At 64.0% G+C, this 24,623-nt stretch carries 23 protein-coding genes and 1 tRNA gene; 7 read left to right on the top strand and 17 right to left on the bottom strand.

The genetic code is table 11. From position 1 onward, the window contains the following. Positions 1-63: 63 nt before the first annotated feature. The 6 genes from glgX to OS914_RS12235 all read right to left on the bottom strand — a co-directional run bounded on the left by glgX (position 64) and on the right by OS914_RS12235 (position 6,828). Positions 64-2,277, bottom strand: a complete 2,214-nt coding sequence (glgX, locus tag OS914_RS12260; protein WP_267546334.1) for a glycogen debranching protein GlgX — start codon at positions 2,275-2,277, stop codon at positions 64-66. An 8-nt stretch (positions 2,278-2,285) separates the two neighbouring features. Beyond that, a complete protein-coding gene (rlmB, locus tag OS914_RS12255; RefSeq protein ID WP_267546333.1) occupies positions 2,286-3,290 on the bottom strand; it encodes a 23S rRNA (guanosine(2251)-2'-O)-methyltransferase RlmB in 1,005 nt (334 codons plus the stop codon). 125 nt (positions 3,291-3,415) lie between these two features. Then, the gene (gene cysS / locus OS914_RS12250; RefSeq protein ID WP_267546332.1) at positions 3,416-4,879 is read right to left on the bottom strand and encodes a cysteine--tRNA ligase; all 1,464 of its coding nucleotides are present in this window, start codon (positions 4,877-4,879) and stop codon (positions 3,416-3,418) included. A 50-nt stretch (positions 4,880-4,929) separates the two neighbouring features. Beyond that, the gene (gene ispF, locus OS914_RS12245) at positions 4,930-5,430 is read right to left on the bottom strand and encodes a 2-C-methyl-D-erythritol 2,4-cyclodiphosphate synthase (protein WP_267546331.1); all 501 of its coding nucleotides are present in this window, start codon (positions 5,428-5,430) and stop codon (positions 4,930-4,932) included. Positions 5,431-5,432: 2 nt separating this feature from the next. Continuing rightward, positions 5,433-6,197 (bottom strand): 2-C-methyl-D-erythritol 4-phosphate cytidylyltransferase, encoded by a 765-nt coding sequence (ispD, locus tag OS914_RS12240; protein ID WP_267546330.1) that lies wholly within the window; start codon positions 6,195-6,197, stop codon positions 5,433-5,435. Between the two features lie 148 nt (positions 6,198-6,345). Continuing rightward, the gene (locus tag OS914_RS12235) at positions 6,346-6,828 is read right to left on the bottom strand and encodes a CarD family transcriptional regulator (protein WP_267546329.1); all 483 of its coding nucleotides are present in this window, start codon (positions 6,826-6,828) and stop codon (positions 6,346-6,348) included. Between the two features lie 287 nt (positions 6,829-7,115). On the opposite strand from OS914_RS12235, the gene OS914_RS12230 reads away from it, so the two are divergent. Next, positions 7,116-7,691 (top strand): hypothetical protein, encoded by a 576-nt coding sequence (locus OS914_RS12230; RefSeq protein WP_267546328.1) that lies wholly within the window; start codon positions 7,116-7,118, stop codon positions 7,689-7,691. 59 nt (positions 7,692-7,750) lie between these two features. Here the strand turns inward: OS914_RS12230 and OS914_RS12225 are convergent, their stop codons facing one another. Further along, positions 7,751-8,431 (bottom strand): response regulator transcription factor, encoded by a 681-nt coding sequence (locus OS914_RS12225; RefSeq protein ID WP_267546327.1) that lies wholly within the window; start codon positions 8,429-8,431, stop codon positions 7,751-7,753. Continuing rightward, the gene (locus OS914_RS12220) at positions 8,428-9,657 is read right to left on the bottom strand and encodes a sensor histidine kinase (RefSeq protein ID WP_267546350.1); all 1,230 of its coding nucleotides are present in this window, start codon (positions 9,655-9,657) and stop codon (positions 8,428-8,430) included. Before OS914_RS12220 ends, OS914_RS12225 begins: the two co-directional genes overlap by 4 nt. Before the next feature lie 247 nt (positions 9,658-9,904). Between OS914_RS12220 and phoU the strand changes: the two genes are divergently transcribed. Then, the gene (gene phoU, locus OS914_RS12215; RefSeq protein WP_267546326.1) at positions 9,905-10,564 is read left to right on the top strand and encodes a phosphate signaling complex protein PhoU; all 660 of its coding nucleotides are present in this window, start codon (positions 9,905-9,907) and stop codon (positions 10,562-10,564) included. A gap of 44 nt (positions 10,565-10,608) precedes the next feature. On the opposite strand, the gene OS914_RS12210 is transcribed toward phoU, so the two are convergent. Further along, positions 10,609-11,358 carry a phosphoglyceromutase gene (locus OS914_RS12210; protein WP_267546325.1) on the bottom strand — a complete coding sequence of 250 codons (750 nt, stop codon included), beginning with the start codon at positions 11,356-11,358 and terminating at the stop codon, positions 10,609-10,611. Between the two features lie 49 nt (positions 11,359-11,407). Here OS914_RS12210 and OS914_RS12205 point away from each other — a divergent pair, with 49 nt between their 5' ends. Then, on the top strand, positions 11,408-12,286 hold the full coding sequence (locus OS914_RS12205) for a class I SAM-dependent methyltransferase (protein ID WP_267546324.1): 879 nt from the start codon (positions 11,408-11,410) through the stop codon (positions 12,284-12,286). 1 nt (position 12,287) lies between these two features. Here OS914_RS12205 and OS914_RS12200 read toward each other — a convergent pair whose 3' ends face one another. Further along, on the bottom strand, positions 12,288-12,635 hold the full coding sequence (locus OS914_RS12200) for a DUF2516 family protein (protein WP_324290654.1): 348 nt from the start codon (positions 12,633-12,635) through the stop codon (positions 12,288-12,290). After that, a complete protein-coding gene (locus OS914_RS12195; protein ID WP_267546323.1) occupies positions 12,625-13,863 on the bottom strand; it encodes a trans-sulfuration enzyme family protein in 1,239 nt (412 codons plus the stop codon). Before OS914_RS12195 ends, OS914_RS12200 begins: the two co-directional genes overlap by 11 nt. 125 nt (positions 13,864-13,988) lie before the next feature. Between OS914_RS12195 and tmk the strand changes: the two genes are divergently transcribed. From tmk to OS914_RS12175, 4 genes are all read left to right on the top strand, one after another. Next, complete coding sequence (gene tmk / locus OS914_RS12190; RefSeq protein ID WP_267546348.1) at positions 13,989-14,648, top strand: dTMP kinase; 660 nt, start codon at positions 13,989-13,991, stop codon at positions 14,646-14,648. Then, positions 14,645-15,799 (top strand): DNA polymerase III subunit delta', encoded by a 1,155-nt coding sequence (locus OS914_RS12185; protein ID WP_267546322.1) that lies wholly within the window; start codon positions 14,645-14,647, stop codon positions 15,797-15,799. Before tmk ends, OS914_RS12185 begins: the two co-directional genes overlap by 4 nt. 94 nt (positions 15,800-15,893) lie before the next feature. Continuing rightward, positions 15,894-17,495, top strand: coding sequence for an alpha/beta hydrolase (locus OS914_RS12180; RefSeq protein WP_267546321.1), 1,602 nt, complete (start codon positions 15,894-15,896; stop codon positions 17,493-17,495). Between the two features lie 127 nt (positions 17,496-17,622). After that, positions 17,623-17,695, top strand: a tRNA-Thr gene (locus OS914_RS12175). A gap of 97 nt (positions 17,696-17,792) precedes the next feature. On the opposite strand, the gene OS914_RS12170 is transcribed toward OS914_RS12175, so the two are convergent. The 6 genes from OS914_RS12170 to OS914_RS18245 form a co-directional block, all read right to left on the bottom strand. Then, positions 17,793-18,233 (bottom strand): hypothetical protein, encoded by a 441-nt coding sequence (locus tag OS914_RS12170; protein WP_267546347.1) that lies wholly within the window; start codon positions 18,231-18,233, stop codon positions 17,793-17,795. Positions 18,234-18,244: 11 nt separating this feature from the next. Further along, positions 18,245-18,814, bottom strand: coding sequence for a bacterial proteasome activator family protein (locus tag OS914_RS12165; protein WP_267546320.1), 570 nt, complete (start codon positions 18,812-18,814; stop codon positions 18,245-18,247). A 57-nt stretch (positions 18,815-18,871) separates the two neighbouring features. Then, entirely contained in the window at positions 18,872-19,099 is a 228-nt protein-coding gene (locus tag OS914_RS12160; RefSeq protein ID WP_420713946.1) for a YbdD/YjiX family protein, read from the bottom strand. Then, entirely contained in the window at positions 19,096-21,432 is a 2,337-nt protein-coding gene (locus OS914_RS12155; protein WP_267546319.1) for a carbon starvation CstA family protein, read from the bottom strand. The genes OS914_RS12160 and OS914_RS12155 overlap by 4 nt, the downstream gene beginning before the upstream one ends. Positions 21,433-21,529: 97 nt before the next feature. Then, the gene (locus OS914_RS12150; RefSeq protein ID WP_267546318.1) at positions 21,530-22,513 is read right to left on the bottom strand and encodes an NAD(P)H-quinone oxidoreductase; all 984 of its coding nucleotides are present in this window, start codon (positions 22,511-22,513) and stop codon (positions 21,530-21,532) included. Positions 22,514-22,597: 84 nt separating this feature from the next. Continuing rightward, entirely contained in the window at positions 22,598-24,559 is a 1,962-nt protein-coding gene (locus OS914_RS18245; RefSeq protein ID WP_420713945.1) for a 13E12 repeat family protein, read from the bottom strand. Between the last annotated feature and the right edge of the window lie 64 nt (positions 24,560-24,623).

Below are 24,623 nucleotides of genomic sequence, written 5' to 3'. Positions count from 1 at the left end.
GTGTTCACCAACAGAGCTGGAAGGGGCACCGCCGGATTCAGCTGTACGGAACCGCTGCGCCCGCTAGCAGCGGAATATGCTGATGGAGTTCGCTTCGACGCGGCAGGTCCCGCCGGCGATCGCCCGCTCGCTTTGCCGGGCGCTGTGATCCTCCGCTGTGGTGAACCGCAGCTCGAAGCTGCGGGCCACGCCGTCGTCGTCGGTCAGGTCCGGAAGGGTAACCGACGTTGGTGCACCCCCGGCGTTGAAGACCACAAGCCCGTCCAGCAGACCTGCCGGGGAACCCATCAGCATCTGCAGCACACGTTCGGCCGGATTGTGCCAGCGCTCCTGCGTCATCGGCGTGCCATCCGCCGTATACCAGTGCAGGTACGAGCTCTCGCCTCGGGACGGATAGCCGCTGGGCTGGTGCGCCAGGAAATCGCGGCGCACGCGGATCAGCCGTTTTGTCGCCGCGAGCATCTGACGCGCCGGGGCGTCCAAGGTCCAGTCCAGCCAGGCGGTTTCGTTGTCCTGGCAATAGGGATTGTTGTTGCCCCGCTGGCTGTGCGCAATTTCGTCGCCGGCGGTAATCATCGGAACCCCGAGGGACAACAGCAGGGTTGCCATCATATTCCGCGCCGTCCGGGCCCGAGCGGACAGAATTCCATCATCATTGGTGGACCCCTCCACCCCGTGGTTCCAGCTCCGATTATGATCCGGACCATCCCTGTTGTCCTCCCCGTTGGCCGTGTTCTCCTTGTGGTTGTAGGACACCAGGTCGGCCAGGGTGAAACCATCATGGGCGGTGACGAAATTGACCGACGCCAGCTGGCTGCGGCCGGACGCAGCGAAAAGGGCTGCGGAGCCGGCCAGCGAGTCGGCCAGCGGTGCCAGCGTGCCGCCGGTCTCCCCCGCGGCCAGGGCAGCCTGATCCGACAGCCAGAAATCCCGGACCGCGTCCCTGTAGTGATCGTTCCAGTCCACCCAGCCTGCCGGGAATCTGCCGGTCTGCCAGCCGCCGCCGCCCAGGTCCCACGGCTCAGCGATCAGTTTGATCCCCGCCAGGGCTTTATCCGTGGCGGCCGCGATCAGGAAGGGATGCAGCGCGCGGAACTCATTGGCTGCGTTGCGGGCCAGCGAGACCGCCAGATCGAAGCGGAAGCCATCAATGTGGAATTCCTCGACCCAATAGCGCAACGAGTCCAGCGTCATCTGCACCACGCGCATTTCGCTGAAGTCCAGCGTGTTCCCGCAGCCCGTGCTGTCCGCGTAACGTCCGTCCTCGTGACGGTAATAGGTCCCGTCCCCCAATCCGCGCCAGCACAACGCCGGCAGCTGCGCCGGGCCTTCAGCGGTGTGGTTGTAAACGACGTCCAGAATGACCTCGATCCCCGCCGCATGCAGGAGCTTGATCATGCCTTTGAGCTCGTCCTGTACCGCCTGCGGCCCTGCTGCCTGTGCGGCAGGACTGGCGTAAGAGACCTGCGGGGCGAAGTAGCCCAACGTGTTGTAGCCCCAATAATTCTTCAGTCCCCGGGTCCGCAGGTGCGGCTCGTCGATGTGGAAGTGCACGGGAAGAAGCTCGACGGCGGTAATGCCGAGGTCGAGCAGGTAACCAATCATTGCCGGATGCGCCATGCCGGCGTAACTACCCCGTAGTTCCGCGGGAATTTCCGGATGGAGCATGGTCAGGCCCTTGACGTGCGCCTCGTAAATGACCGTATTCCGCCACGGCGTGTGCCCAGCTGTGCCATGATCGTGGCCCCAGTCGAAGGCACTGCCCATCCGCACCGAGCTATACAGGACGGCGCCGGAGGCGGTGCGCTCGTCGATGTAGCGGCCGTAGGGATCGAGCAACAGCTGCGACGTTTCCGGATCGAAGCCCGACGCCGGGAAGCCTGACGCCTCGATACCGGCCGGAGCTGACATTTCCGGACCTTCTCCGGCCGGGACCCGAACGCCGCGGAACCCGTAACGGCTTCCCACCGGGACGCCCGTCACGGTGCCGTGATGGACGCCATCACTGCAATCCGGAAGCAGCACGTGACGCCAGGAACCTCCGGGAGCCTGGACGTACATCTCTACCTCGTCCAGTTCCGGAGCGTATACGGCAACGTTGACGCGGTCTCCGGCGCCGCCGGCGCCGTGACCTTTCGACGGCAACGGCCCGCTCAGGCCGAGCGGGAACGGGCGCGACCGTGCCGCTCCCAAAGGTCTTGCCGCTTCGGGGTTTTCCCCAGCGTCGGGGTCTCCCCTCGTGCCGCGCCGCACGGTCGGCACGCGTGGATCGGTCATCGAAGCCTTCAGACGGTGGCCGAGCGCTGCCGGGAGATCTCGTACAGGGTGATGCCAACCGCCATCGACGCGTTGAGCGATTCCATTGCCGAATCGATCGGGATGGAGACGATCTGATCGCAGTTTTCCCGCACCAGACGGGAGAGTCCCTTTCCTTCCGAACCCACTACGATGCAGATGGGCTCCGCGGCCAGCGTCAGGCCGGGCAGTGAAACATCCCCGTCGCCGTCCAGCCCGAGAACGAAGATCCCCATATCCTTGAACGCCGCAAGCGCGCGGTTCAGATTCGGCGCCTTGGCAACAGGGACGCGGACGGCTGCTCCAGCGCTGGTCTTCCACGCCGAGGCGGTCACGCCGACGCTGCGGCGCTCCGGAACAATCACCGCATGGCCGCTGAATGCGGAGACGCTGCGGATGATCGCCCCGAGATTGCGGGGATCGGTAATGCCGTCCAGGGCGACAAACAAAGGCGCGTTGCTGATGTACCCCTTCTTCCATTTGGTCATGGTTTCCTGCGCGAGGTCCACGGCATCCTGGTACTCATACGGGGGGATCTGCAGCACCAGGCCCTGGTGCACGGCATCTTCCGTCATCCGGTCAAGCTCCGGCTTGTGGGCTTCCATCAACGGGATGCCGCGGTCCGCCGCAAGCTTCAACGACTCGCGGACCCGCTCATCCATCTCGATCCGGGCGGCGACGTAGAGAGCTTTGGCGGGAATCCCGGCCCGCAGGGCTTCCACCACTGAGTTGCGTCCGGTCACCATTTCTTCGGTGGCGCGGCCCTTGGGACCATTGCGTCCGGCACGGCCACGTGAGGCAGGGCTTTCGCTGCCGTGCTTGGCAGCGGAGCGGTCAGCAAGCTGCCTGGACTTAAACGCCTTATGGTACGGACGCTCATCCGCCTTGGGAGTGGGGCCTTTCCCCTCCAGGGATTTCCGGCCGTGGCCGCCGGTTCCGATGGTGGGGCCCTTTTTGAGCTTGCGCACGGCACCTGCGCGGGAAGAATTGGCCATCGTAAAACCCTAACGGTTGGTGGAGCCGCGTTAGGGGCTCCGGAAATCTAACATGTCATGGACGTATACTGCTCCACGGACTACTAGTTTACCGACCGTGCCCAAATCCGCCGACGCCAGGCGGTTCAGTTTTTCCGCAGCGACCAGCTGGCGCCGTCTGCGGAGTCCGCAATGCCGATTCCGGCCACGGCCAGTGCATCCCGGATCGCGTCCGAGGCAGCCCAGTCTCCGGCGCTGCGCGCCACCTGCCGGGCCTGCAGCCGGGCTTCCACCAGTGTCTGAAGAGCACGCAGCGCGGCCGGATCGCCGCCGGCGTCCTTCCACTGCGGATCCATCGGGTTGATGCCCAAAGCCGTCGTCATGGCGCCGACCTGGCGGTAAGTCTGGAGAAGCACGCTTTCACCGGCAGTGCCATCTGCTAAGGCGGTGTTGCCGTCGGCCAGGGCGGTGTTGCCGCGGCGCACCGTATCGTGGAGCACCGCGAGCGCGGCAGGGACGTTCAGGTCCTCATCCATGGCGGCCTCAAACGCTGCAGGCACAGCGCCTGACCCCGCTGTGGCAGCCGCTGCGGCCGGTCCGAGCGCCTTCGCCGCGTTCGTCAGGAAGCTCTGGATCCGATCGACGGCAGCAGCGGCCTCCGGCAAGGACTCGGGCCGGTAATCGAGTACAGACCGATAATTCGCCTGACCCAAGTAGTACCGCACCACCAGCGCGGGCGCCTGTTCCAACAGCTGAGCCGGGCTGACGGTGTTCCCGACGGACTTGCTCATCTTCTCGCCGCGGTACGTGACCATGCCGTTATGCAGCCAGAAGTTTGCGAAGCTTCGTCCTGCTGCCTGCGACTGTGCCATTTCGTTTTCATGATGCGGGAACCGCAGGTCCAGTCCGCCGCCATGAATGTCAAAGGCATCGCCGAGGTACTTCCCCACCATTGCGGAGCACTCCAGGTGCCAACCGGGGCGTCCGGCACCCCACGGACTGGACCATGCCGCCGTCGCCGGCTCCCCTGCCTTGTGGCCTTTCCAGAGGGCAAAGTCCCGTGGATCCTTCTTCCGGCCGCTGAACTCGAGGTCCACATCTGCGGCTGCCTGCATGTCGTCCAGTCGCTGGTGCGTCAGGGAACCGTAGCGGTCCCACGACCGGACATCGAAATAAACATCTCCGGAACCGTCCGGCGCAGAATAGGCGTGGCCGCGGTCCATCAGCTCCTGGATCAGGGCATGCATTTCGGGAATATGACCTGTAGCGCGGGGCTCATACGTCGGTCGGGCGACTCCCAAGGCGTCATAAGCTTCCTCAAAAGCCTGTTCAAAACGGTACGCCAGCGCCCACCACTGCTCGCCGGCTTCCGCGCTCTTGGACAGGATTTTGTCATCTATGTCCGTGACATTACGGACCACGGTGACCTTGAGCCCGCGATACCGCAGCCAGCGGGTCAGCTGGTCGAAGGCCAAGGCGGAACGCAGATGGCCAATGTGCGGCTCACCCTGCACGGTGGCGCCGCAGTAGTACAACGAGGCTTCCCCTTCGGTCAGGGGAAGAAAGTCGCGGATTTCGGCAGTGGCGGAATCGTAAAAGCGCAGGGTCACCGTTCTAGGCTAGCGGATCGGACTGCCGGACTTGTCCGCTCATGGCGCAGCTATTCGGTGCGGCAGATCAGCGCCGTGGCGATGGCGGCGATTCCTTCACCCCGCCCGGTAAAGCCCAGTGTGTCGCTGGTCGTAGCGGAAATGCTGACGGGAGCACCGACCGCAGCGCTGAGGGCATGCTGCGCTTCCTCCCGGCGCGGGGCGAACTTTGGTTTGTTGCCGACGAATTGCACGGCGATATTGCCGATCTCAAAGCCGGCATCCCGGACGATCCGGGCCGCCTGAGCCAGCAGCGTCACGCCACTGGCCCCTTTGAATTCGGGCCGGTCCGTGCCGAAATGGGTCCCAAGATCGCCCAGCCCGGCGGCTGAAAACAACGCATCCGCCGCCGCGTGCGACACCGGATCGCCGTCGGAATGACCGGTCAGTCCACGTTCACCGGGCCAGAAAAGACCGGCCAACCACAAGGGCGCGGTCTCACCCGCCGGGGCGAAAGCATGGACATCCAGCCCAATTCCGGTCTGCGGAAGGGCTCGGCGTGCACTGTCCATGGCTATCCCTCGACCCAACGGGGTGCGAGCGGACCGGCCAGCAAGGCCTCGGCGAGCAGCAGGTCCCATGGGCCGGTGATTTTCAGGCTGCTCGCGGAGCCCTTCACCACATAGACGTCAACGCCGGCTGCCTCCACCAACATCGCGTCGTCCGTCACAGCTTCCAGCTGCTCAGCATTCAACCCCGCCGCGGCATCGTGGGCACGGCGAAGGGTAATCAGATCGAATCCCTGTGGGGTCTGGACCGAACGCAACGCTGCACGGTCCGGAGTCGACCGTACGCACTCAGCGGCGATTCCCGTGCTCGCAGATCTCTCAACTACTTTGACTGTATCGGTCACCGGCAGGGCCGGGATGACGGCCAACGCACCGGCTGCCAGGGTCTGCGCGACGCGATGGTAGACCTCCACAGGGGTTAAAGGCCGGGCCGCGTCTTGGATTAGTACGGCTGTCACCTCGGCGTCCAAAGCAGCCAGCGCCGCCCGCACCGACTCCGCCCGGGTGGCACCGCCGTCGACCGTTGTGATCTTTGGGTAGCGGTCGGTATCCAGTGACTCGCAGAGCGCGCGCAGGTCAGCATCCCCGGCCGGAAGCGCCACGCAAATCTGCCCCGCTATCCTCGCCGACACTACGGTACGCAGGGTGTGCAGCAGCATCGGCTCGCTGCCGACCGGCACCTTGGCCTTGGCCATGCCAAATCCCAGCCGTTCGCCGGATCCGGCCGCGACGACGATGACGGCGAGCTTGTTTTTCCCCTGTGTTTCCATGCGCCTAAGCGTAGCGCCCCGTCTCCATGCGCCCACGCCCGGCGTTGTCGTCCAGTGCCGCGCGCCACTGGACGTTGGCCAGCAGAAAGCCCCGGTACCCATGGGCACCGGGGCTTTTGCCGTTCTAAACGAAGAGGTCCGCTTTGACCTAGGAGGCCAGAACCTCATCCAAGACAGTGGCGGCCTTGTCTTCATCGGTCTTTTCCGCCAACGCCAGCTCGGAAATCAGAATCTGCCGGGCCTTGGCCAGCATCCGCTTCTCGCCCGCGGAAAGCCCACGGTCATGGTCACGGCGCCAGAGATCACGTACAACCTCCGCAACCTTGATCACATCACCGGAGGCCAGTTTTTCAAGATTGGCCTTGTACCGGCGTGACCAGTTGGTGGGTTCCTCGGTAAACTCGGCACGGAGAACATCAAAAACCTGTTCCAGCCCTTCCTTGCCGACGACGTCCCGCACGCCGACGAGGTCTACATTGTCTGCCGGTACTTCGATGGTTAGGTCACCCTGCGCCACCTTGAGCTTGAGATACATCTTCTCTTCGCCCTTGATGGTGCGCATCTTGATCTCCTCGATCTTCGCTGCGCCGTGGTGGGGGTATACTACTGTCTCGCCGACCTCAAAAAGCATGTGGTTTCTCCCTTTCCCGGATCCCAGTTTAGCACGATTCCGCCCCCTCCCGGTGGCGTTTTCGCAGGTCAGCGCCAGCTAGTGACCAGCTCTCGGTGCTAAATGGATACCCGAAAGGCCTTGACGAAACAACATTTCAATGCAGGCGGTCCGGCCCGAAATCGACGGCGCAGATCGTCAGGGAAGATTTCGCACCTGCGATCGTTACTGGCCGAAGCGTGACCAGCGCCTGTTTCCAGATAAGCTGAGGCGGAATACTGTTGGCCTTTCTATGAGGAGTTCTAGACGTGAGAATCGCTGCGAGCAAGCGGATAGTCAATCGTGCACAGCGCATCAGCCTGATTGCACTCATCGGCGCAGGTGCGCTCGCGGTCTCTGGCTGCAGCTATATCAACCCGCAGAGCACCGGCCAGATCTACTCGCCCTCGGATGGGGTGCGTTCCGACATGGGCAGCCTGGAATTGCGCAATATCCTGATCGTCTCCAGCGGCGAAAACAAGCCCGGCCGGATCATTGGCGCGGTGTTCAATACCTCTGATAGCGACATCCAGCTGACCATCAGCGGACCTGCAGGCTCGCAGACGAAGATCGCCGTCAAGGCTCATGGCGATTATTACCTGACTGAAAAGTCCGACTCGTCCATTCTGAGCAGCGTTAGCGCGGCGCCCGGGGCGATGGAAGTGCTCAAGCTCGCACAGACCGGCAGTACCGGCCCGCAGACGTCTGAACTCAACGTCCCGGTCCTGGACGGGACGCTCAAGGAGTACCGGCAGTACGTTCCCACCCCAAGCCCGGAATCAACGTCCAGCCCGTCCTCCAGCTCCAGCCCATCCAGCAGCGCCACGGCCACGTCCGGCAGCTGACCGGTACGACGGGCTGACCGGTACGACGGCGGCGCCCACGCCGTGCGCCGCCGCACCGGTCAGGGCTCGAACTTGTAGCCCAAACCGCGGACCGTGACCAGGTAGCGGGGCATCGAAGAGTCCTTTTCGATCTTGCTGCGCAGCCGTTTCACGTGCACATCCAGCGTCTTGGTATCGCCGACGTAATCCGAGCCCCAGACCCGGTCAATGAGCTGGCCACGGGTGAGCACCCGCCCGGAGTTGCGTAGCAGCATTTCCAGCAACTCAAACTCCTTCAGCGGCAGCAGCACGGGTACCCCGCCTACGCTGACCACATGACGCTCAACGTCCATCCGTACCGGTCCGGCCTGCACGGTGGCCGTAATGAGTTCTTCCGGTTCCGCCTGCCGCCGGAGCACAGCCCGAATCCTGGCGACCAGTTCCCGGGCTGAGTAGGGCTTGGTGACGTAATCATCCGCCCCCAGCTCCAGGCCGACAACCTTATCGATCTCCGCATCCTTGGCGGTCAGCATGATGATCGGGACGCCGGAACGTTGGCGCAGAGCCCGGCAGACTTCCGTCCCGGAGAGCCCCGGCAGCTGCAGATCGAGCAACACCAGGTCCGCCCCCGTCCGGTCGAATTCCGTGACGGCGTCGAGCCCGTTGTCCACTACCTGGACCTCGTAGCCTTCCTTGCCGAGCAGATACGACAATGGGTCGGAAAAGGATTCTTCATCTTCAACAATCAAGATTCTGCTCACGCAGTGGCTCCTTGGTTTTTCTGGACGCGCGCGTCGCCGGTAGTGAAATGGTTTCCGGGCTGTGGCACCGCCGGTTCGGGCACCGCGTGATCCGCTACCGCAGGTTCCGGGCTGCCCTCCATCTCCGGCAGGCGGACGGTAAAGGTGGAGCCGCTACCGGGTTGCGACCAAAGCGTTACTTCGCCGCCGTGGTTGGCGACGATGTGCTTGACGATGCTCAAGCCAAGCCCGGTACCACCGGTATGCCGGGACCGCGCCGCATCGGCACGATAGAAGCGCTCAAACACGCGTTCCTGATCCTCCGCACTGATGCCGTCGCCCTGGTCGGTCACAGCGATATTGACCAGGCCGTCCGCGGAATTTGTACCTATCCCGATTCGGGTGTTCTCCGGCGAATACCTCACGGCGTTGTCAATCAAATTCCGAAGGGCTGTGACCAGCAGATGCTGGTCCCCGTAAACCGCCCGGTCCGCGTGGCCCCCCACGGCGAAACTGATGTTCTTGTTCTCGGCCGTCAGTCTGGAACGATCCACGGCTTCGGCAATCACCGCGTTCAGATCAACCGCTTGCCCCTGCTGCACCACATCAGTGCCCTGCAGCCGCGACAGCTCAATGATGTCCTGGACCAGCGCCGCCAGCCGTGCGGCTTCCGTGTGGGTGCGCTTGGCGAATCGCCTGACGGCCTCCTCGTCTTCGGCCGAAGCCTCCAACGCTTCGGCCAGCAGCGAGATGGCGCCAACGGGCGTCTTCAACTCGTGCGAAACATTGGCCACGAAGTCATTGCGGACCGCCTCCGTCCGAGTGATCTCCGTGCGGTCGTCGGCCAGCAGCAGGATGTATTCCTCCCCCAACGGAGCCACCCGCACCTGGAGCACAATGGTTCCCTGCCCTAACGGGCCCCGCGGCAGTTCCAGCGCGGCTTCCGCGATAACGCCGTCGCGCCGCACTCTCGCGGTCAGCTGCAGCAGCTCCTGGTGCACCACGGTGTGCCCGCGGACCAGGCCAAACGCGTAGGCGCCGGGGCTCGCGCGAACGACGCCGTCGATCGCGTCCACCACGACAAACGCCCGTCCGACGACGGAGAGGACTTCGGCTGCACCGTCCGGCAGGGTGGGCTCCTCAACCTGCACCGTTTCCCGGCGTTGACGCTCGCTGAGATTAAACGAGATCATGCCAAAGACACCCAGCACAAGGCCGATGATTCCTCCGATTACGCCAATCAGCATGGGGTCCACGCCACTAGCTTAGGCACAGATGCGGCAGCACCTTATCCAGCAGCCTGTCCACAGTGCCGCCGGAATACCCGGCGGAATGCGGGCGAACGGCTGCGTTCAGCCAACGTTCACCCGCTGGTGCCGAAGTGTTCATGAGCTGCTGGAAAACTGGTCCCACAGGCTATGGCTGTAGAACCGTAGCAGTCGGCATTAGGGTACGCTGCACAGCAGTGGCCCGCGCCCATCGAAAGGACGCTCAGTGCGTAAAGTTTTTCAGGCGGAGCTGCATCAAATCGGCGAAGGGCTGATCGAGATATCCCAACTCGTCACAGAGGGCACCGAAAAAGCCGTCCGCGCCTTCCAAGGGGCGGATATCGAGCTGGCCCAGGACGTTATTGCCGCCGATGCCCGAATCGACTTCCTGCAAAATGATCTGGACGAGCGCGCCATCGACATCCTCGCCCTGCAGGGGCCGGTAGCCAGCGATCTTCGGATGATTGTTGGCTCGCTGCGGATGAGCGCGTCACTGGAAAGAATGGGCGACCTGGCCCGGCATATTGCCCAGCTTGCTCGTCTGCGCTACCCGTTGACAGTCATTCCCGCGCCATTGACGTTCACCTTTGACGAACTGGCCCGGCTGGATCTAAAAATTTCCCGGCAGGTCGGCGAACTGCTTCAAACGCGGGATCTGGCACTGGTGACGGAAATCCAGACCGCAAAATCCAGCATCAGCGCACTGCATCGAAGCGTTTTCCACGCCATCGCAGCTCCTGCGTGGCAGGAATCGCCGGCTACCACCGTTGATGTCGCCTTGGCCAGCAGGTACTTCGAGCGTTTCAGCGATCACGGCGTCTCGGTCTCGCGCAAGGTTGCCTATCTGGTGACCGGCCAGTGGCAGCCGGAGGATTTCGTTCTCTGAGCACCTCCGGCTGACCGGGCCCGGCAGACCTAAAGCGCCAACGGCTACTTTTTACCCTGGTTGGCTACTGCCTTAATGGCCTCCGCCGCAGCCGCCGGATCCAGGTACGTTCCGCCCGTATTCAGCGGCTTGAAGTTCCCGTCAAGTTCGTAGACCAGCGGAATCCCGGTGGGGATGTTCAGTGCGGTAATTTCCTCGTCAGAGATACCGTCCAAGTGTTTGACCAGTGCGCGCAGGGAGTTTCCGTGCGCGGTGACCAGCACCGTTTTCCCTGCCGCCAGATCCTTCTGGATGTCCGATTCCCAGTACGGCAGCAGCCGCGCCAGCACGTCCTTGAGGCATTCGGTGCGGGGAATCGAATCTCCCAGATCCGCGTAACGGGGATCGCCGACCTGGGAAAATTCGCTCTCGTCCGGCAGCGGCGGCGGCGCGGTGTCAAAGGACCGGCGCCAGATCATGAACTGTTCCTCGCCGTATTCAGCGAGCGTCTGCGCCTTGTCCTTGCCTTGGAGCGCACCATAGTGGCGTTCGTTGAGCCGCCAGCTTCGCTTGACATCGATCCAGCCGCGGTCCGCCGCAGCCAGCGTCAGGTTCGCGGTGTTCACGGCACGCTTCTGCCGGGACGTATACACGATGTCCGGGAGCAAGTTGTGTTCCACCAGCAATTCGCCGCCGCGGACAGCCTCCCGGCGCCCCTGGTCGTTCAGGTCGACGTCCACCCACCCGGTGAACAGGTTCTTGGCGTTCCATTCGCTATGGCCATGGCGCAGGAGAATCAGCTTGTAAGAGGTCATGCAAGAATCCTAGCCGAGGACGCTCCGCGAGGGCGGCTAGGCTAAGTCCGTGGTGCAACGGGCAGAACGAATCAGTCACCGGACCGGTGGCGTGGCCAAACCCGTCGGCAACATTACCCGCGGCACCACCAATGCCAACCGCCTGCGCCGGGTGGACCGCTGGTTGGCCGGCCCGCAGGCCTGGCGGCTGCGCACCGGAACGTCCGGTGACGGCGGCAACCCCGACGGCGGCCCAAAGCCCGGCCCGCACGGCCCGTTAGTGGTCGATCTGGGATACGGGGCAACTCCCATCACCGCCGTGGAACTGCAGCACAGGCTCGCCGCGGTGAATCCTGCCGTACATGTCGCCGGCATCGAAATTGAACCCGGCCGGGTGACTGCCGCCAAGCCTTTGGAGCACGCGGGGCTCAGCTTTCACTTGGGCGGGTTCGAAATTCCCGTCGCGGGAAATCCCGTGATGGTGCGCGCCTTTAATGTACTGCGGCAATATGAGGAGGCTGACGTCCCGGCTATCTGGGCGATGGTGTGCTCGCGGCTGGCCCCGGGCGGGATCCTGGTCGACGGAACCTGCGACGAGATTGGCCGGCTCAGCAGCTGGGTTGCGGTGAAGCCCGGCGGACCCGTTTCGCTGACCTTGTCCCTGCGGTTCGGCGCGTTCGCCCTGCCCTCGGATGTGGCCGAACGCCTGCCCAAGGCGCTGATCCACCACAATGTCCCCGGCGAGAAGATTCACACCTTCCTCCAGGCACTGGACAACGCCTGGCTGCAGGCCGCGCCATTGGGTGCCTTCGGAGCCCGGCAACGCTGGGTGGCCGGTTGCCAGTCCCTGCGGACCGCGGGGTGGCCGGTCCGCGACGGCCCGGCACGCTGGCGGTTGGGAGAACTAACGGTGGATTGGGCCGCTGTTTCTCCCTCGGTTCAGCTGTAGCTCACCAGGAACCGTATGGCCCGCGATTTCGCTTGCCGCCGCGCCGCGCGTCGCTGACAGCCGGCCGGACATCGGCGAGGTAGACGCCCGCACCGGTGGTTGCCGCGAGTTCGAAGATCAGGAAGAAACCCAGCACCGGTGTCAGGACGAACAGCGCGCTGACTACGGTGGCAGCGAGCGTGATGCCCACCCAGAAGCCTTTAGTCCGCTTGTCCATCCGCTCAAAGTCGGATGGCTTGGTGCGCAGGCAGTCTGCCAGTGCCCATAACGAAAGCGCAAGGGCCAGCAGCCCCAGCAATTGCAGCAGCAGGCCGGGGACGGTTCCGATGAGAATGTGACTAATAAGCACGTGACCAGCCTAGCGGGTTCCCGGTCAGAGCCTGCGCCAGATCGTTCCACAGATCATCCGGGTTCTCGATTCCCACGCTGAGCCGCAGCAGATTCGCTGGAACGGATTCGGGCTCATTGGCGTGCCGGCGGCGACGCTCGATCAGCGACTCGACGCCGCCGAGGGACGTTGCAGGAGTCCACAGTCGCACAGCTTTGACCACCGCGTCAGCTGCCGCCGCTCCACCGCGGACCTCGATGGCCAGGACGGAGCCAAAACCCCGCATTTGCACCTTGGCGCGCTGGTGTCCCGGATCGGTTGCGAGACCGGGGAAGCGCACGGCCTCCACCTGTGGATGCGCCTGCAGTCGCCGGGCAAGCGCCGCGGCGGTCGACTGTGAACGTTCCACCCGCAGTGCCAGGGTGCGCAGACCCCGCAGCGCCAGCCACGCCTCGAACGGACCGGCGATGGCGCCGTGGATGGAGCGGTGGTGCAGCAGTTGGGCACGCAACCCGGCATCGGATGTGACCAGCGCGCCGAGCACCACGTCTGAATGCCCCGCCAGATACTTCGTTACCGAATGCAGAACGACGTCGCTGCCAAGTTCCAGCGGCTGCTGCACCAACGGTGTGGAGAACGTATTATCGGTGACGACGACGGCACCCACGGCCGTTGCCGCAGCGGCGAGTGTGCGCAGGTCGGCGACCTCGAGCATCGGATTGGTCGGACTTTCCAGCCAGAGCATGCCGGCGGCCGCGGAACTGTCAGCCGTGCCGCCGTCGTTCTTACCGCCCGTTCCATTGATGGCGGCAACCGCTGCCTCGGTGTCGGCGATATCCACCGTGCGCAGGGTAAACAGTCCCCGCGCCTGCAGCTCCGAGGCCATCACCAGGGCTCCCTGATACGAATGCCTGGGCATGACCAGCACGCCACCCACCGGGATGAGCGAGAGCGCCGCAGAAACAGCCGCCAGCCCCGAGGAGAAGATCAGGCCCGGCAAGGATGCGCCTTCCAGAGCGGAGAGGGCTTCCTCCAGCGGATCCCAGGTCGGGTTGGAATAGCGCCCGTAGGCCCTGTCTCCGTCCACCACCTGCCCTGTCCCGACGTAGGTGGAGGACAACACAATCGGCGGGTTCACTGGCGCGTCGTGCCCGCGCTCGGGCCGGCCCGCGGCAACAACTACGGTGTCCGGCGCAAGTTCTGCCGGATGTGAGGATGGTGCAGGGTTCGGTGCGGCTTCCTGGCTCATAGCTCCAGATTAGTGCGCGGGCCGGTGCACTTAGGACTTTCATCCGGCCTGTCAGGGATTGTCGGTAGGCTACTGGTGTGACTTCCGCAGCCGTACCCGATCAACTTCCCTTCCCCGCTGAGCCTCTGCCCGGCGTCTGCGTCCAGCAACAGGCGGACAGCGGCCACGGACTGTTCATCGTTTTTGAGGGCGGCGACGGCGCGGGCAAATCGACCCAGGCCGCGTTGCTGGCCACGAAGCTGGAGCGGCTGGGCCACACGGTGCTGCGGACCCGCGAACCGGGTGGCACGCCGGTGGGCGAAAAGCTGCGCGCATTGGTGCTCGAACACGGAAATGGCGACATTGATGCCCGCAGTGAGGCGCTGATTTTCGCTGCCGCGCGCGCCGCGCACGCCGCCCAAGTGATCCGCCCGGCCTTGGCACGCGGGGAATTGGTCATCAGCGACAGGTACGTGGACTCCTCAGTCGCCTACCAGGGTGGCGGCCGGGGCCTGGGCGAACGCCGCATCCGGGACCTGAATGAGTGGGCCACCGACGGTCTGTGGCCGGATCTGACCCTGCTGCTGGACGTGGAACCGGCGGACGGGCGTCATCGACGAACTGTCGCGGACGCCGGTGAGGACCGGCTCGAATCCGAGCCCGATGATTTCCACTGCGACATTCGCAAGGTCTTCCTCAGGCTCGCCGCCGCTTCCCCGGCACAGTATCTGGTCCTCCGTGCGCAGGCTCCCGTCGAGGAGCTCGCGCAACGAATACTGGACCGGGTCCAAGGACTATTGCCGTGAGCGTATGGGACGACCTGCAGGGGCAGGAACCCGTCGTCGCCCAGCTCCGCCGGGCCGCTCAGTCACCGTCCCCCACCCATGCCTGGCTCATTACCGGCCCGCCCGGATCCGGACGGTCCAACGCCGCGAAGGCGCTGGCCGCGGCGTTGGTATGTGACCGCACGGAACTCAGCGAGCGCGGCTGCGGCCAGTGTCACGCCTGCCACACGGTGCTGGCCGGCACCAATGCGGACGTCACTTTCGTGGCAACAGAAAAAATCACGATTGCGATCGCCGATGCCCGCGAGCTGGTCACTAAAGCCCAAGACCGGCCGTCCTCCGCGCGGTGGCGAGTCATCATCGTCGGCGACGCGGACAGGATGATTGAACGGACGACCAACGTCCTGCTGAAGGCGATCGAGGAACCGCCGCCGCGCACCATCTGGATTTTGTGCGCCCCCAGCCCCGCCGACGTTTTGGTCACCATCCGGTCCCGCTGCCGCGCCGTCGCGCTGCGCGTACCCCCGGTAGCAGATGTTGCGGCGCTGCTGGTAAGGCGCGACGGCGTTGACCCGCGGCAGGCCGAACATGCGGCCCGCGCCGCGCAGAGCCACGTCGGGATCGCCCGGCGGCTGGCCAGGGACGAGGGCGCCCGGCAGCGCCGCGACGCGATAGTCCGCCTGCCCTTGACGCTCTCCGACGTCAGCACGGCGGTCCGTGCGGCAGGATCCCTGGTGGAACTGGCGACGGCGGAGGCCAACTCCTCCAATGACGAACGGGACGCCGCAGAGAAGTCAGCGCTGCTGGTCTCCCTCGGTGCGCCGGAAACCGGGACCCTGCCGCCGTCGATGCGATCCCAGGTACGGGCCCTCGAAGATGACCAGAAGCGCCGGTCCAAGCGCTCCATCACGGACACCCTGGACCGGGCCTTGACGGATTTGCTCTCCTTCTACCGTGACACCCTCCTCCTGCAGTTTGCCGGCCATGAAACGGCCGAGGTGGAGCTGGTGAACACCGCCCTGCGACCGCAACTGCTGGCTTTTGCAGCCAAGGGAAGCGCTGAGCTCACGTTGCGCCGGATGGACGCCATTAACAACGTCCGGCGCAGAATCACCACCACCAACGTCGCTCCGCTGCTGGCCGTGGAGTCCATGGCCGTCAGCCTGCTCTAGTGCAACACACCATTTGACCTGCACAGTCTGACCTGCCCACCGTTCGACCCGCACACCGTTTGACCTGTACGCCGTTTGGCCCGAGGAGAAATGCATGAATGCTATACCGCTGTTCCGGCACGGACTGCGCCGCCGTCGCCGTCGTCCCGTTGGACTCAGTCCTGTTGGATTCAGTACCGTTGGCGCCGTCGCCGCTGCGGTCGCCGGTGCACTGCTGCTCTCCTCCTGTACCCTGCTGGCCCCGACCACGGACGCTGCCCCCATCGTGTCCTCAGCCGCCGCCGAAAACCTGGTAGGTACACCAGCGGATCTGAAGACTTACTACACGCAGGCAGTGACGTGGAACGGCTGCGAAAAGTCCTTCGAGTGCACTACCGTGAAGGTGCCTCTGGATTATTCCGCCCCACAGGGGAAGTCCCTTTCGCTGGCGCTCATCCGGCTGGCCGCAACTGGAGAAAGGCAAGGCTCGTTGCTGGTCAATCCCGGGGGACCTGGCGCGTCTGGATATAACATGGTGCGCGACGGCGGCAAGAGCTACTTCTCTGCCAAACTCCGCGGCGCCTACGACGTCGTCGGCTTTGATCCCCGCGGCGTACAGCGCTCCTCACCCGTACAGTGCGTCGACGATGCGACCCAGGACAAGGAACGTCAGCAAACATTTGATCTTGACACCGACGCGGGCTTGGCCGGTTATGAGGCCCGGCAAAAAGCAGACACGGCGCAATGCGAGGCGAAAAGCGGCGGCATCCTGCCGTACATCGACACGGAGAGCTCTGCGAAGGATATGGACGTCATCCGGGCCGTGCTCAATGACAAGAAGCTGAACTATATGGGCTTCTCCTACGGCACCAAGCTCGGTGCCACCTACGCGGGGCTGTTTCCGCACAACGTCGGCAAGTTTTCCCTGGACGGGGCCCTGGACCCCTCGCTGACGGACGCGGACATCACGATGGGCCAGGCGGCCGGATTCGAGCAGGCCATCCATTCCTGGGCCGCGCACTGCCTTCAGGACGCCAAATGCCCGGTCAGCGGGACCCCCGAGCAAGCGGTCCAGCAGATCCGCGACCTTAGGGCCAGCTATGTGGATAATCCGCAAAAAACCAAGGACGGACGGCTGGTCACCGCGGAAGAGTTCACCGGTGCGCTGGCCTTCGCTATGTATTCCACGGATCTGTGGGATCCGCTCGAATCCGCGCTGACCACGGCGTTCAAGGGCGATTCCAACGCCATCCTGACACTGGCCGACTATTCCGCCGACCGTGACTCCTCGGGCCACTACACCACCAACACCGCCGCCGCTTTTACCGCCATCAACTGCCTTGACTACCCGATGGATACCGACGTTGCAGCCATGCGCAGCCAGGCGCAGGAGCTGGAGAAAGTCTCCCCCACCTTCGGAAAGATGCTTGGTTATTCCGGGCTCACCTGCAAAGACTGGCCCGCGCCGGTGGTCGATAAGCCAGCAAAAGTCACCGCCGACGGCGCCGGACCCATCCTCGTGATTGGCACCACCCGCGACCCGGCCACACCGTACCAGTGGGCTCAGTCACTGCGCGCCCAGCTCTCCTCCGGCGTGCTCGTGACCTGGGACGGCGACGGCCACACCGCTTATGGCCGCGCCAACGACTGCCTCACCAAAGCGGTGGACGGCTACTTTGTGGACGGCTCGGTTCCGGCGGATAAGACCCGCTGCTGACGCACCGCGTGATGCTTGGTTTGAGCGGCATCCTGCGCCGCGTTTTGACCTGTGGCCAAGGGCTGGATTAGAGTTGTCTCTTGCGTCCGCTACCGGATTTGGATCCGTTGGATTTCTGTGGACGCAGGCCTCCTTAGCTCAGTTGGTAGAGCGTTTCACTCGTAATGAAAAGGTCAACAGTTCGATTCTGTTAGGAGGCTCCGAACAAGTCCCGCAAGCGCTAGCTGCGGGACTTTTCTGATTCCATAGGTTCCCGGCGCCGGGAGCCACATTCGGATAATCCGCTGATGCTGATCTTCAGCGGTCCAAAAGCCGCTCTGCCTCGTCGACGTGCCGGTGCACGGTGGATGCGCGGCGCTCGACGGCGGCGATCGGGCCCGCATTCAGCCGAACCAAGGCGACGGCTTCGGCCGCGGTGGCCAGGGCGTTGCCGGCGCGGGTAAGTTCACGGTGAACGTCGTTGAGGTAACCGCCCGCACTGGCCGGGATGTCCATGCTGGCACTCGGCGCCCGCGTCTGGGCGGCTGTGCAGAGCGCCCGCACCCGCGGCAGCAGATCCGCAAGAGCGTTTGCGGTCGGGACTACACCAGCGTGAACGTCCCGATCCTCGATGCCTTCGAGCATCTGATGAAACCGGTCCAGGCCGCGGCGGAAGCGATCGTGGGCCCGCCGCCACACACCGTTGCCGAGTTCGGCGTCGTCCTTACGGCCCTGTCTGGCCGCTGCAAACAGCACAATTGCCCCCGCGGTCAGAGGTACTGGCCCGGGCCATGGCCGGGCTCGTCGTGGCGAAGGCCGCTGGCCTGGCGCGCTCCTGTGGGGGCCCGCTGCGGCTCGCCGTTTTCGCCGACGACGACGCCGGGGGCCAGGATAGTCCCGGGCGGGAGCTGACGCATTTGCAGCTGCGCAGCGGTGTGCTGATTAGCCAACTGCTGTGCTGCCATGGCCGCCTGAATTCCGTGGAAGAGTCCCTCCAGCCAGCCCACCAGCTGCGCCTGCGCGATGCGCAATTCCGATTCCGAGGGCTTCGCGTCCTCAGAAAAGGGCAAGCGTATCCGATGCAGCTCGTCGACGAGTTCAGGGGCCAGGCCGTCTTCCAGTTCCCTGATAGAGCGCTCATGGATCTGTGCCAGACGGGTCCGTGCAGCTTCGTCGAGAGGCGCGCTTTTGACCTCTTCAAGGAGCTGCCGGATCATGGTGCCGATCCGCATCACCTTGGCAGGTTCGTCCACCAGATCCCCAAGCTGCGGCGGCTTTACCTGCTCCGTCACACCGCTTAAGGCTTGTTCCTCGACAGGAACATCAGCATCATCACTCATGCGTTCATACTCTCATGCCCCGCCCGGCCAGCCAGGCGGGGCATGACGGCTGCGGATTCAGCAGCAGCGTCCCTGCGGATTGGATCCTTCGCGGTCAGTTTTATCCCGCCAGAATTCCTTCACCGTCATCGGCACGGCATCGCCGTGGACCCTCCGGTGATACGCCAGATACTTCTCGTAGGCATCCTCCCCAAGGACGCCCTTGGCATAGGCCACAACGTGCTCCAGCCCGGTGGCGAGAGTTTGCATGGTCACCGCTCGCATGGTCACAGCTCGCGTAGTCACCGCCTTGCCTGCTCCGTGGCGGACTCCGGCCCGGCCGCTGCCGCACCCGCAGCAGTCATGGCACCCGCTGCACGGCCGCCGTCGTACGCCCTCCACTGCGCCTGCACGTCCTTTTCCGCCTTGCTGGCGAGGAAACCGGCCGGGGCGAAGATCCGCGCGGGCACGGCCTTGTCCTCCGTTGCGTCCCCCATAAGCGTCGCCGCATCCTGGCTAAAGGCTTTCCACGTGACCAGCACAGAGGCGGCGATGACGATGATGGACAACACCACGAAGATGATCGACAGAGTCCCCTGGACGAAGGTATTGCGGACCACGGCCTCCATCGCTGCGACCGACTTGGCCGTTCCGAAGGAGGTCTTCCCAGCGTCCAGCGCGTTCTGGAACGCGTTGTGCTGCGCCCAGTAGCCGACCGCAGGAACCGTGGAGAAGATCTTCTGGAAGGACGCCACGATGGTGACCACCGCGACGAAGGCCAACGGCACGGCAACGATCCACAGGTACGTGAAGTTGCCGCGCTTGGCCACAATGGCAAGGCAGACCGCCAGCGCGATGGCCGCCAGCAGTTGGTTAGCGATGCCGAACAGCGGGAACAGTGTATTGATGCCGCCGAGCGGATCCGTGACGCCCATGATCAGGATGGCACCCCAGCCGGCGACCATGATCGCGGTGCAGACCCAGGACCCTACGCGCCAGGACGTGTCCTTGAAGCGGGGAATAAAGTTGCCGATGGAATCCTGCAGCATGAAGCGCGCAACCCGGGTCCCTGCGTCCACTGCCGTCAGGATGAACAATGCTTCAAACATGATGGCGAAGTGATACCAGAAACTCATCAGTGCGGGACCGCCCGCTACTTGATGCATGATGTGGGCAAGGCCGACGGCGAGCGTAGGGGCGCCGCCGGTCCGCGAGACAATGCTTGTCTCACCGACGTTGGATGCGGTCTGGGCAAGCGTCGCCGGGTCCACATGCACACCGGTTAATCCGAGCGAGTTCACGAAGGCCGCCGCGCCCTCAACGGTTCCTCCGGTAGCCGCCCCGGAGGCGTTCATGGCGAAATAGATGCCACGGTCGATGGACAGTGCGGCGACGAGGGCCATGATGGCCACGAAGGATTCCATCAGCATGCCGCCATAACCAATGAACCGGCTCTGGCGTTCCTTCTCGATCAGCTTCGGTGTGGTGCCGGAAGCGATCAGCGCATGGAAGCCCGATAGTGCCCCACAGGCAATGGTGACGAACAAGAACGGGAACACGGAACCGGCAAAGACGGGGCCATTACTACTCCCCGCGAACTCACTGAACGCCGGGACGTTAATTTCGGGCCGGACCAGCACGATCGACAACGCCAGCATCAGGATGGTGCCGATTTTCATGAAGGTGGAGAGGTAGTCCCGGGGTGCCAGAAGCAACCAGACCGGCAGGATCGCGGCGATGAAACCGTAAACAATGATGCCCCAGGCGATGGTGGTACGGTCCAAATGGAAGAAGGCCGAGGCCCACTCGTTGTGCGAGACCATGCCGCCGCCGATGATGGCCGCGATCAACAGCACGAAGCCGATGATGGAAACCTCCATGATCTTGCCCGGACGCCAGAACCGCAGGTACAGGCCCATGAACAGCGCAATCGGGATGGTCATCGAGACGGAAAAGACCCCCCAAGGGCTTTCACCCAAGGCGTTCACCACGACGAGGGCCAGAATGGCCACAATGATAATCATGATCAGCAAGGTGGCAATCAGGGCCGCCATCCCGCCGACCACGCCAAGTTCCTCGCGGGCCATCTGCCCCAGTGAGCGGCCACCGCGGCGCATGGAGAAGAACAGAACCAGATAATCCTGCACAGCGCCGGCCAGGACGACGCCGACTATGATCCAGATGGTACCCGGCAGATACCCCATTTGCGCCGCCAAGATGGGACCCACCAACGGTCCGGCCCCGGCAATGGCGGCAAAATGGTGTCCGAAGAGGACATTGCGGTCTGTCGGAACAAAGTCTTTGCCGTCGGCCTTGTACTCCGCCGGCGTGGCCCGTTTGTCGTTGGGACGGAGCAGGTGCTTCTCAATGTATTTGGAGTAGAAGCGGTAGCCGATCAGATACGTGCAAACGGCCGCGAAAACGAACCAGATTGCGTTTACGGTTTCTCCGCGGACAACGGCGAGCACCACCCACGCGATCCCGCCCAGCAGGGCGATGGCCACCCAAACGGCGATTTTCAGCGGAGTCCATCGGTGCGCCTGTTCCTCCGCCGCGACGTCGACCGCCACAGGCGGAAGGTTAGGGTCCTGGACCAGGACGCCAGGCCCTGGTTCTCGTTGCACAGATCGCTTGCTCATGTCTCTCCCTTGAGAAGGTTTTGAAGTCTTGGCATCGGCTTCATTCCCGTAGAGCGTAGCAAGGAACGCCGGGGCGGCCGCAAGCACGGCCGATCCCCTACACGGTCAGCAGGACCTTGCCCATGTGTTCACTGGAATCAAAGTACGCATGCGCCTGCGCCGCCTGGGCCAGCGGGAAGGTTTTATTCACCAGAGTCTTAACCTTTCCATTACTCACCAACGGCCAGACGTGATCGCGGACGGCGTTCATAATGGCGCCCTTTTCCTCCGTCGGGCGGGCCCGGAGCGTGGTACCGATGATGGCGGCCCGCTTGGAGACCAGCATGCCCAAGTCCAGTTCCGCCGTCGTCCCGCCCTGGAGACCGATTATGACCAATCTCCCGTACTGCGCGAGGGCTTCCACATTGCGCTTCAGATACTTTGCACCCACCACATCCAGGATGACATCGGCTCCGTGTCCCCCGGTCCGCTCGCGCAGCACCTCGACAAAATCCTGTTCGCGATAATTTATGGCGATATCCGCTCCGAGGAAGGCCGTCAACGTGCTGGTCTTTTCCTCGCTGCCGCTGGTCGCCGCCACGGTTGCACCCAACGCCTTCGCCAGCTGGACGGCCATGACACCGATGCCACCGGTACCCCCATGGATCAGGACAGTTTCGCCGGCCTGCAGCTGGGCGGTCATGAACAGATTCGAATACACCGTGGCCGCGACCTCGGGCAGGGCGGCCGCCGTGACCACGTCGATTCCGGCCGGGATACGCAGCACCTGTTCCGCCGACACCGCCACCTGCTGTGCGTAGCCGCCCCCGGAGAGCAGCGCGACCACCTTGTCGCCTTTGGAGAATGCCTTAGCAACATTGGGTCCAAAGCCGGCAATCCGCCCTGACACCTCAAGCCCAGGGATATCCGAGGCCCCAGCCGGAGGAGGATAAAACCCGCGCCGCTGCTGGACATCTGCCCGGTTAATTCCGGCGGCCACAACGTCGATCAGCACCTCGCCAGACCCGGGGACGGGGGCCGGAACCTCGCGCAGTTCCAACATTTCAGGTCCGCCCGGAGCCTTGATACCGATCGCCTTCATGTCACCCTCCACTTGTAATGCCTAATTTCTTGCTGTCACGTTACTGCGAGCTACGCGCGTCATAGCCGCTCGTCAGATAGGTGACTATGCGGCCTTAGACCTATGAGGCGTACGGGCAGCCTTCACAGCATAGACGTGATGGCTGCCAATCTCCTCAGCCGCTGTGCCAGCTGCCCAGGATGCCGACCAGATCGGAAGCATGCCCAAAAGTGTCTGGTGTGGCTGGTGGACTGCTTCAGACTTCGCCGGTTTCCGGAGAATAGAAGCCCCCCTGCGCCGGATGCACTTTCGCGCCGTGAGGTGAACGGGTGTCGGGAGCATTTGGCCGTGGAAGTGGTTTTTTGCGTCGCGGCGCTGCTTCAAGTTCCTTCGGCACAGGCCATCCTGTTGGTGCCGGGGAGTGCGGGTGCTGTGGAGGTGTAGACGTGGCCCAGGGGTGTGGTGGTTATGACGGTGTGTCGTGGGGGTGATCCGGTGGTTGGTTCTGTTCCTGGTGGGGTTCGGGGGTGTGGGGTGGAGGTCCAGCCGGGGGTTTCTTTGCGGTAGTTGCAGCGTTCGCAGAGTCCTTGGCCGTTGGGTTCGCTGGTCTGTCCGCCGCCGGCTGGGCCGTGGTTTTTGCCGGGGTGGTGGTTTTTGTTGGTTGTGGTGGGGGATGATGTGGTCGATGTGCCGGATCGGGGCGTCGCACCAGGGGGTCCGGCAGGTTTGGTCTCGGGTGATGATGAATCTGCGTAGCCCGGGCGGGAAGAGCCGTTTTTTGGAGTCCATGGCGACGAGGTGCCCGGTGCCGGGGGCGGTGTAGAGGCGGCGGATCCAGACCCGGAATGCCGGGTCCGCCGGTGCCGCAGCAATTGTGTCGGTGGTCCTGTTTTGTCCGTGTTGGAGGAGGTTTCTGGCCCAGTGGGCCGGGACGGTGCCGTAGCCGGTGAGGTGGGCGGGTTCGCTGTCGCCTTGGAACAGGGTCCTGTCGGTTATGACGAGGTGGAGGTTGATCCCGGTGATCCCGCAGGGGGTCCCGGTGGCACGGTGGACTAACGTGTCGGCCATGATTTGTCCGCGGCTGCGGGGGTCTCCACCGGCGTGGAGGGTGTCCGCTTCCCGGGACAGGGAGCCGTACACTCCGACTCCTTCGGCGACGGGCAGGAGCGCGGAAAGCCGGACCATCGCGTCCGGGGCCGGGCGTAGGCTCACGTGCCGGTCGTTGACGGCTTTCACGTTCCGGGCCAGCACGGAGACCGGGTCCAGCCGGTACGCGATCCTTTGCGCTTCCGCGGTAACGCGCTGGTAGCCCATTCCTGTCATGGTCCCGGTGTCGGCGGCGAGTTCGGTGTCTACGGCTTTGCGGTCATCTAGGGATAGGTACGCGGTTTCCTTCACGAGCAGGACTGCCCGGTATTCGTTGAGTTTCCCGGTCGCGAGGGCTGTGAACGTGTGGGGCATCTCCGTGGCGAGGACTTTAGCCAGGCCCAGGAGCTGGTTTCCTTTCGTGGGGGATTCGTGTCTTGCCAACGCGATTTGCGCCCCGATGCTGTCCGTGAGCCTGGCCGCCCGCTTCGCCGCCAACCGTTTCGCTGCCTGCCGGGCCAAGTTACGGGCCACCGGATCCGGGTCCCCCAGTCCAGGTCCTTGTTGGTCAGCACGTTGGTTCGCTAATATCCTGGCGTCCTCCAGTGCCTGAGCGGTTTCCTGGGCCCGGCGTTGGGAGGCATCAAAGGCTACCGTGACCCGGGCCTGCGCGGCGCATAAGGCCGCTTTCAGGTCCTCGTCCGCCCGGAGCAGCCCGATCCGTTCCCGGTCTTCGAAGTCCTCCGGATCCAGCAGCGCCAGTTCAGCGATCCAACCCCGGATTTTCGCTTCATCCACCCGGCCGGCAGGGCTACCGCAAGACCGGGCCGGCGTAACAGCCACACCCGCCGGAACGACGGCGGGGACAACGCCTGCCAGATACGGGACCAACGCCGTCGACGGTGCCGGTGTGGCGGTGGGTGCCGGCGGAGCGTATGCTGCTTCGCTGGGTCCGGTACCCGCCTTACCGCTATCGAACATATATCTATTCTAATCCTGGGGGTTAGAACAAACAATAGTAGATGGGTCTGTGGATAGGGAATCT

The organism is Arthrobacter endolithicus, from assembly GCF_026627425.1.
Lineage (GTDB): Bacteria > Actinomycetota > Actinomycetes > Actinomycetales > Micrococcaceae > Arthrobacter_M.
Note: the sequence above shows the minus strand (reverse complement) of the source record. Positions and strands in the feature narration are given on the sequence as shown.

Coding starts and splice junctions, on each gene's coding strand:
- glgX (WP_267546334.1), bottom strand. CDS start 2,277: ATGACCGATCCACGCGTGCCGACCGTGCGGCGCGGCACGAGGGGAGAC.
- rlmB (WP_267546333.1), bottom strand. CDS start 3,290: ATGGCCAATTCTTCCCGCGCAGGTGCCGTGCGCAAGCTCAAAAAGGGC.
- ispF (WP_267546331.1), bottom strand. CDS start 5,430: ATGGACAGTGCACGCCGAGCCCTTCCGCAGACCGGAATTGGGCTGGAT.
- ispD (WP_267546330.1), bottom strand. CDS start 6,197: ATGGAAACACAGGGGAAAAACAAGCTCGCCGTCATCGTCGTCGCGGCC.
- OS914_RS12235 (WP_267546329.1), bottom strand. CDS start 6,828: ATGCTTTTTGAGGTCGGCGAGACAGTAGTATACCCCCACCACGGCGCA.
- OS914_RS12220 (WP_267546350.1), bottom strand. CDS start 9,657: ATGCTGATTGGCGTAATCGGAGGAATCATCGGCCTTGTGCTGGGTGTC.
- OS914_RS12210 (WP_267546325.1), bottom strand. CDS start 11,358: ATGACCTCTTACAAGCTGATTCTCCTGCGCCATGGCCATAGCGAATGG.
- OS914_RS12195 (WP_267546323.1), bottom strand. CDS start 13,863: ATGAGCCAGGAAGCCGCACCGAACCCTGCACCATCCTCACATCCGGCA.
- OS914_RS12180 (WP_267546321.1), top strand. CDS start 15,894: ATGAATGCTATACCGCTGTTCCGGCACGGACTGCGCCGCCGTCGCCGT.
- OS914_RS12165 (WP_267546320.1), bottom strand. CDS start 18,814: ATGAGTGATGATGCTGATGTTCCTGTCGAGGAACAAGCCTTAAGCGGT.
- OS914_RS12155 (WP_267546319.1), bottom strand. CDS start 21,432: ATGAGCAAGCGATCTGTGCAACGAGAACCAGGGCCTGGCGTCCTGGTC.
- OS914_RS12150 (WP_267546318.1), bottom strand. CDS start 22,513: ATGAAGGCGATCGGTATCAAGGCTCCGGGCGGACCTGAAATGTTGGAA.
- OS914_RS18245 (WP_420713945.1), bottom strand. CDS start 24,559: ATGTTCGATAGCGGTAAGGCGGGTACCGGACCCAGCGAAGCAGCATAC.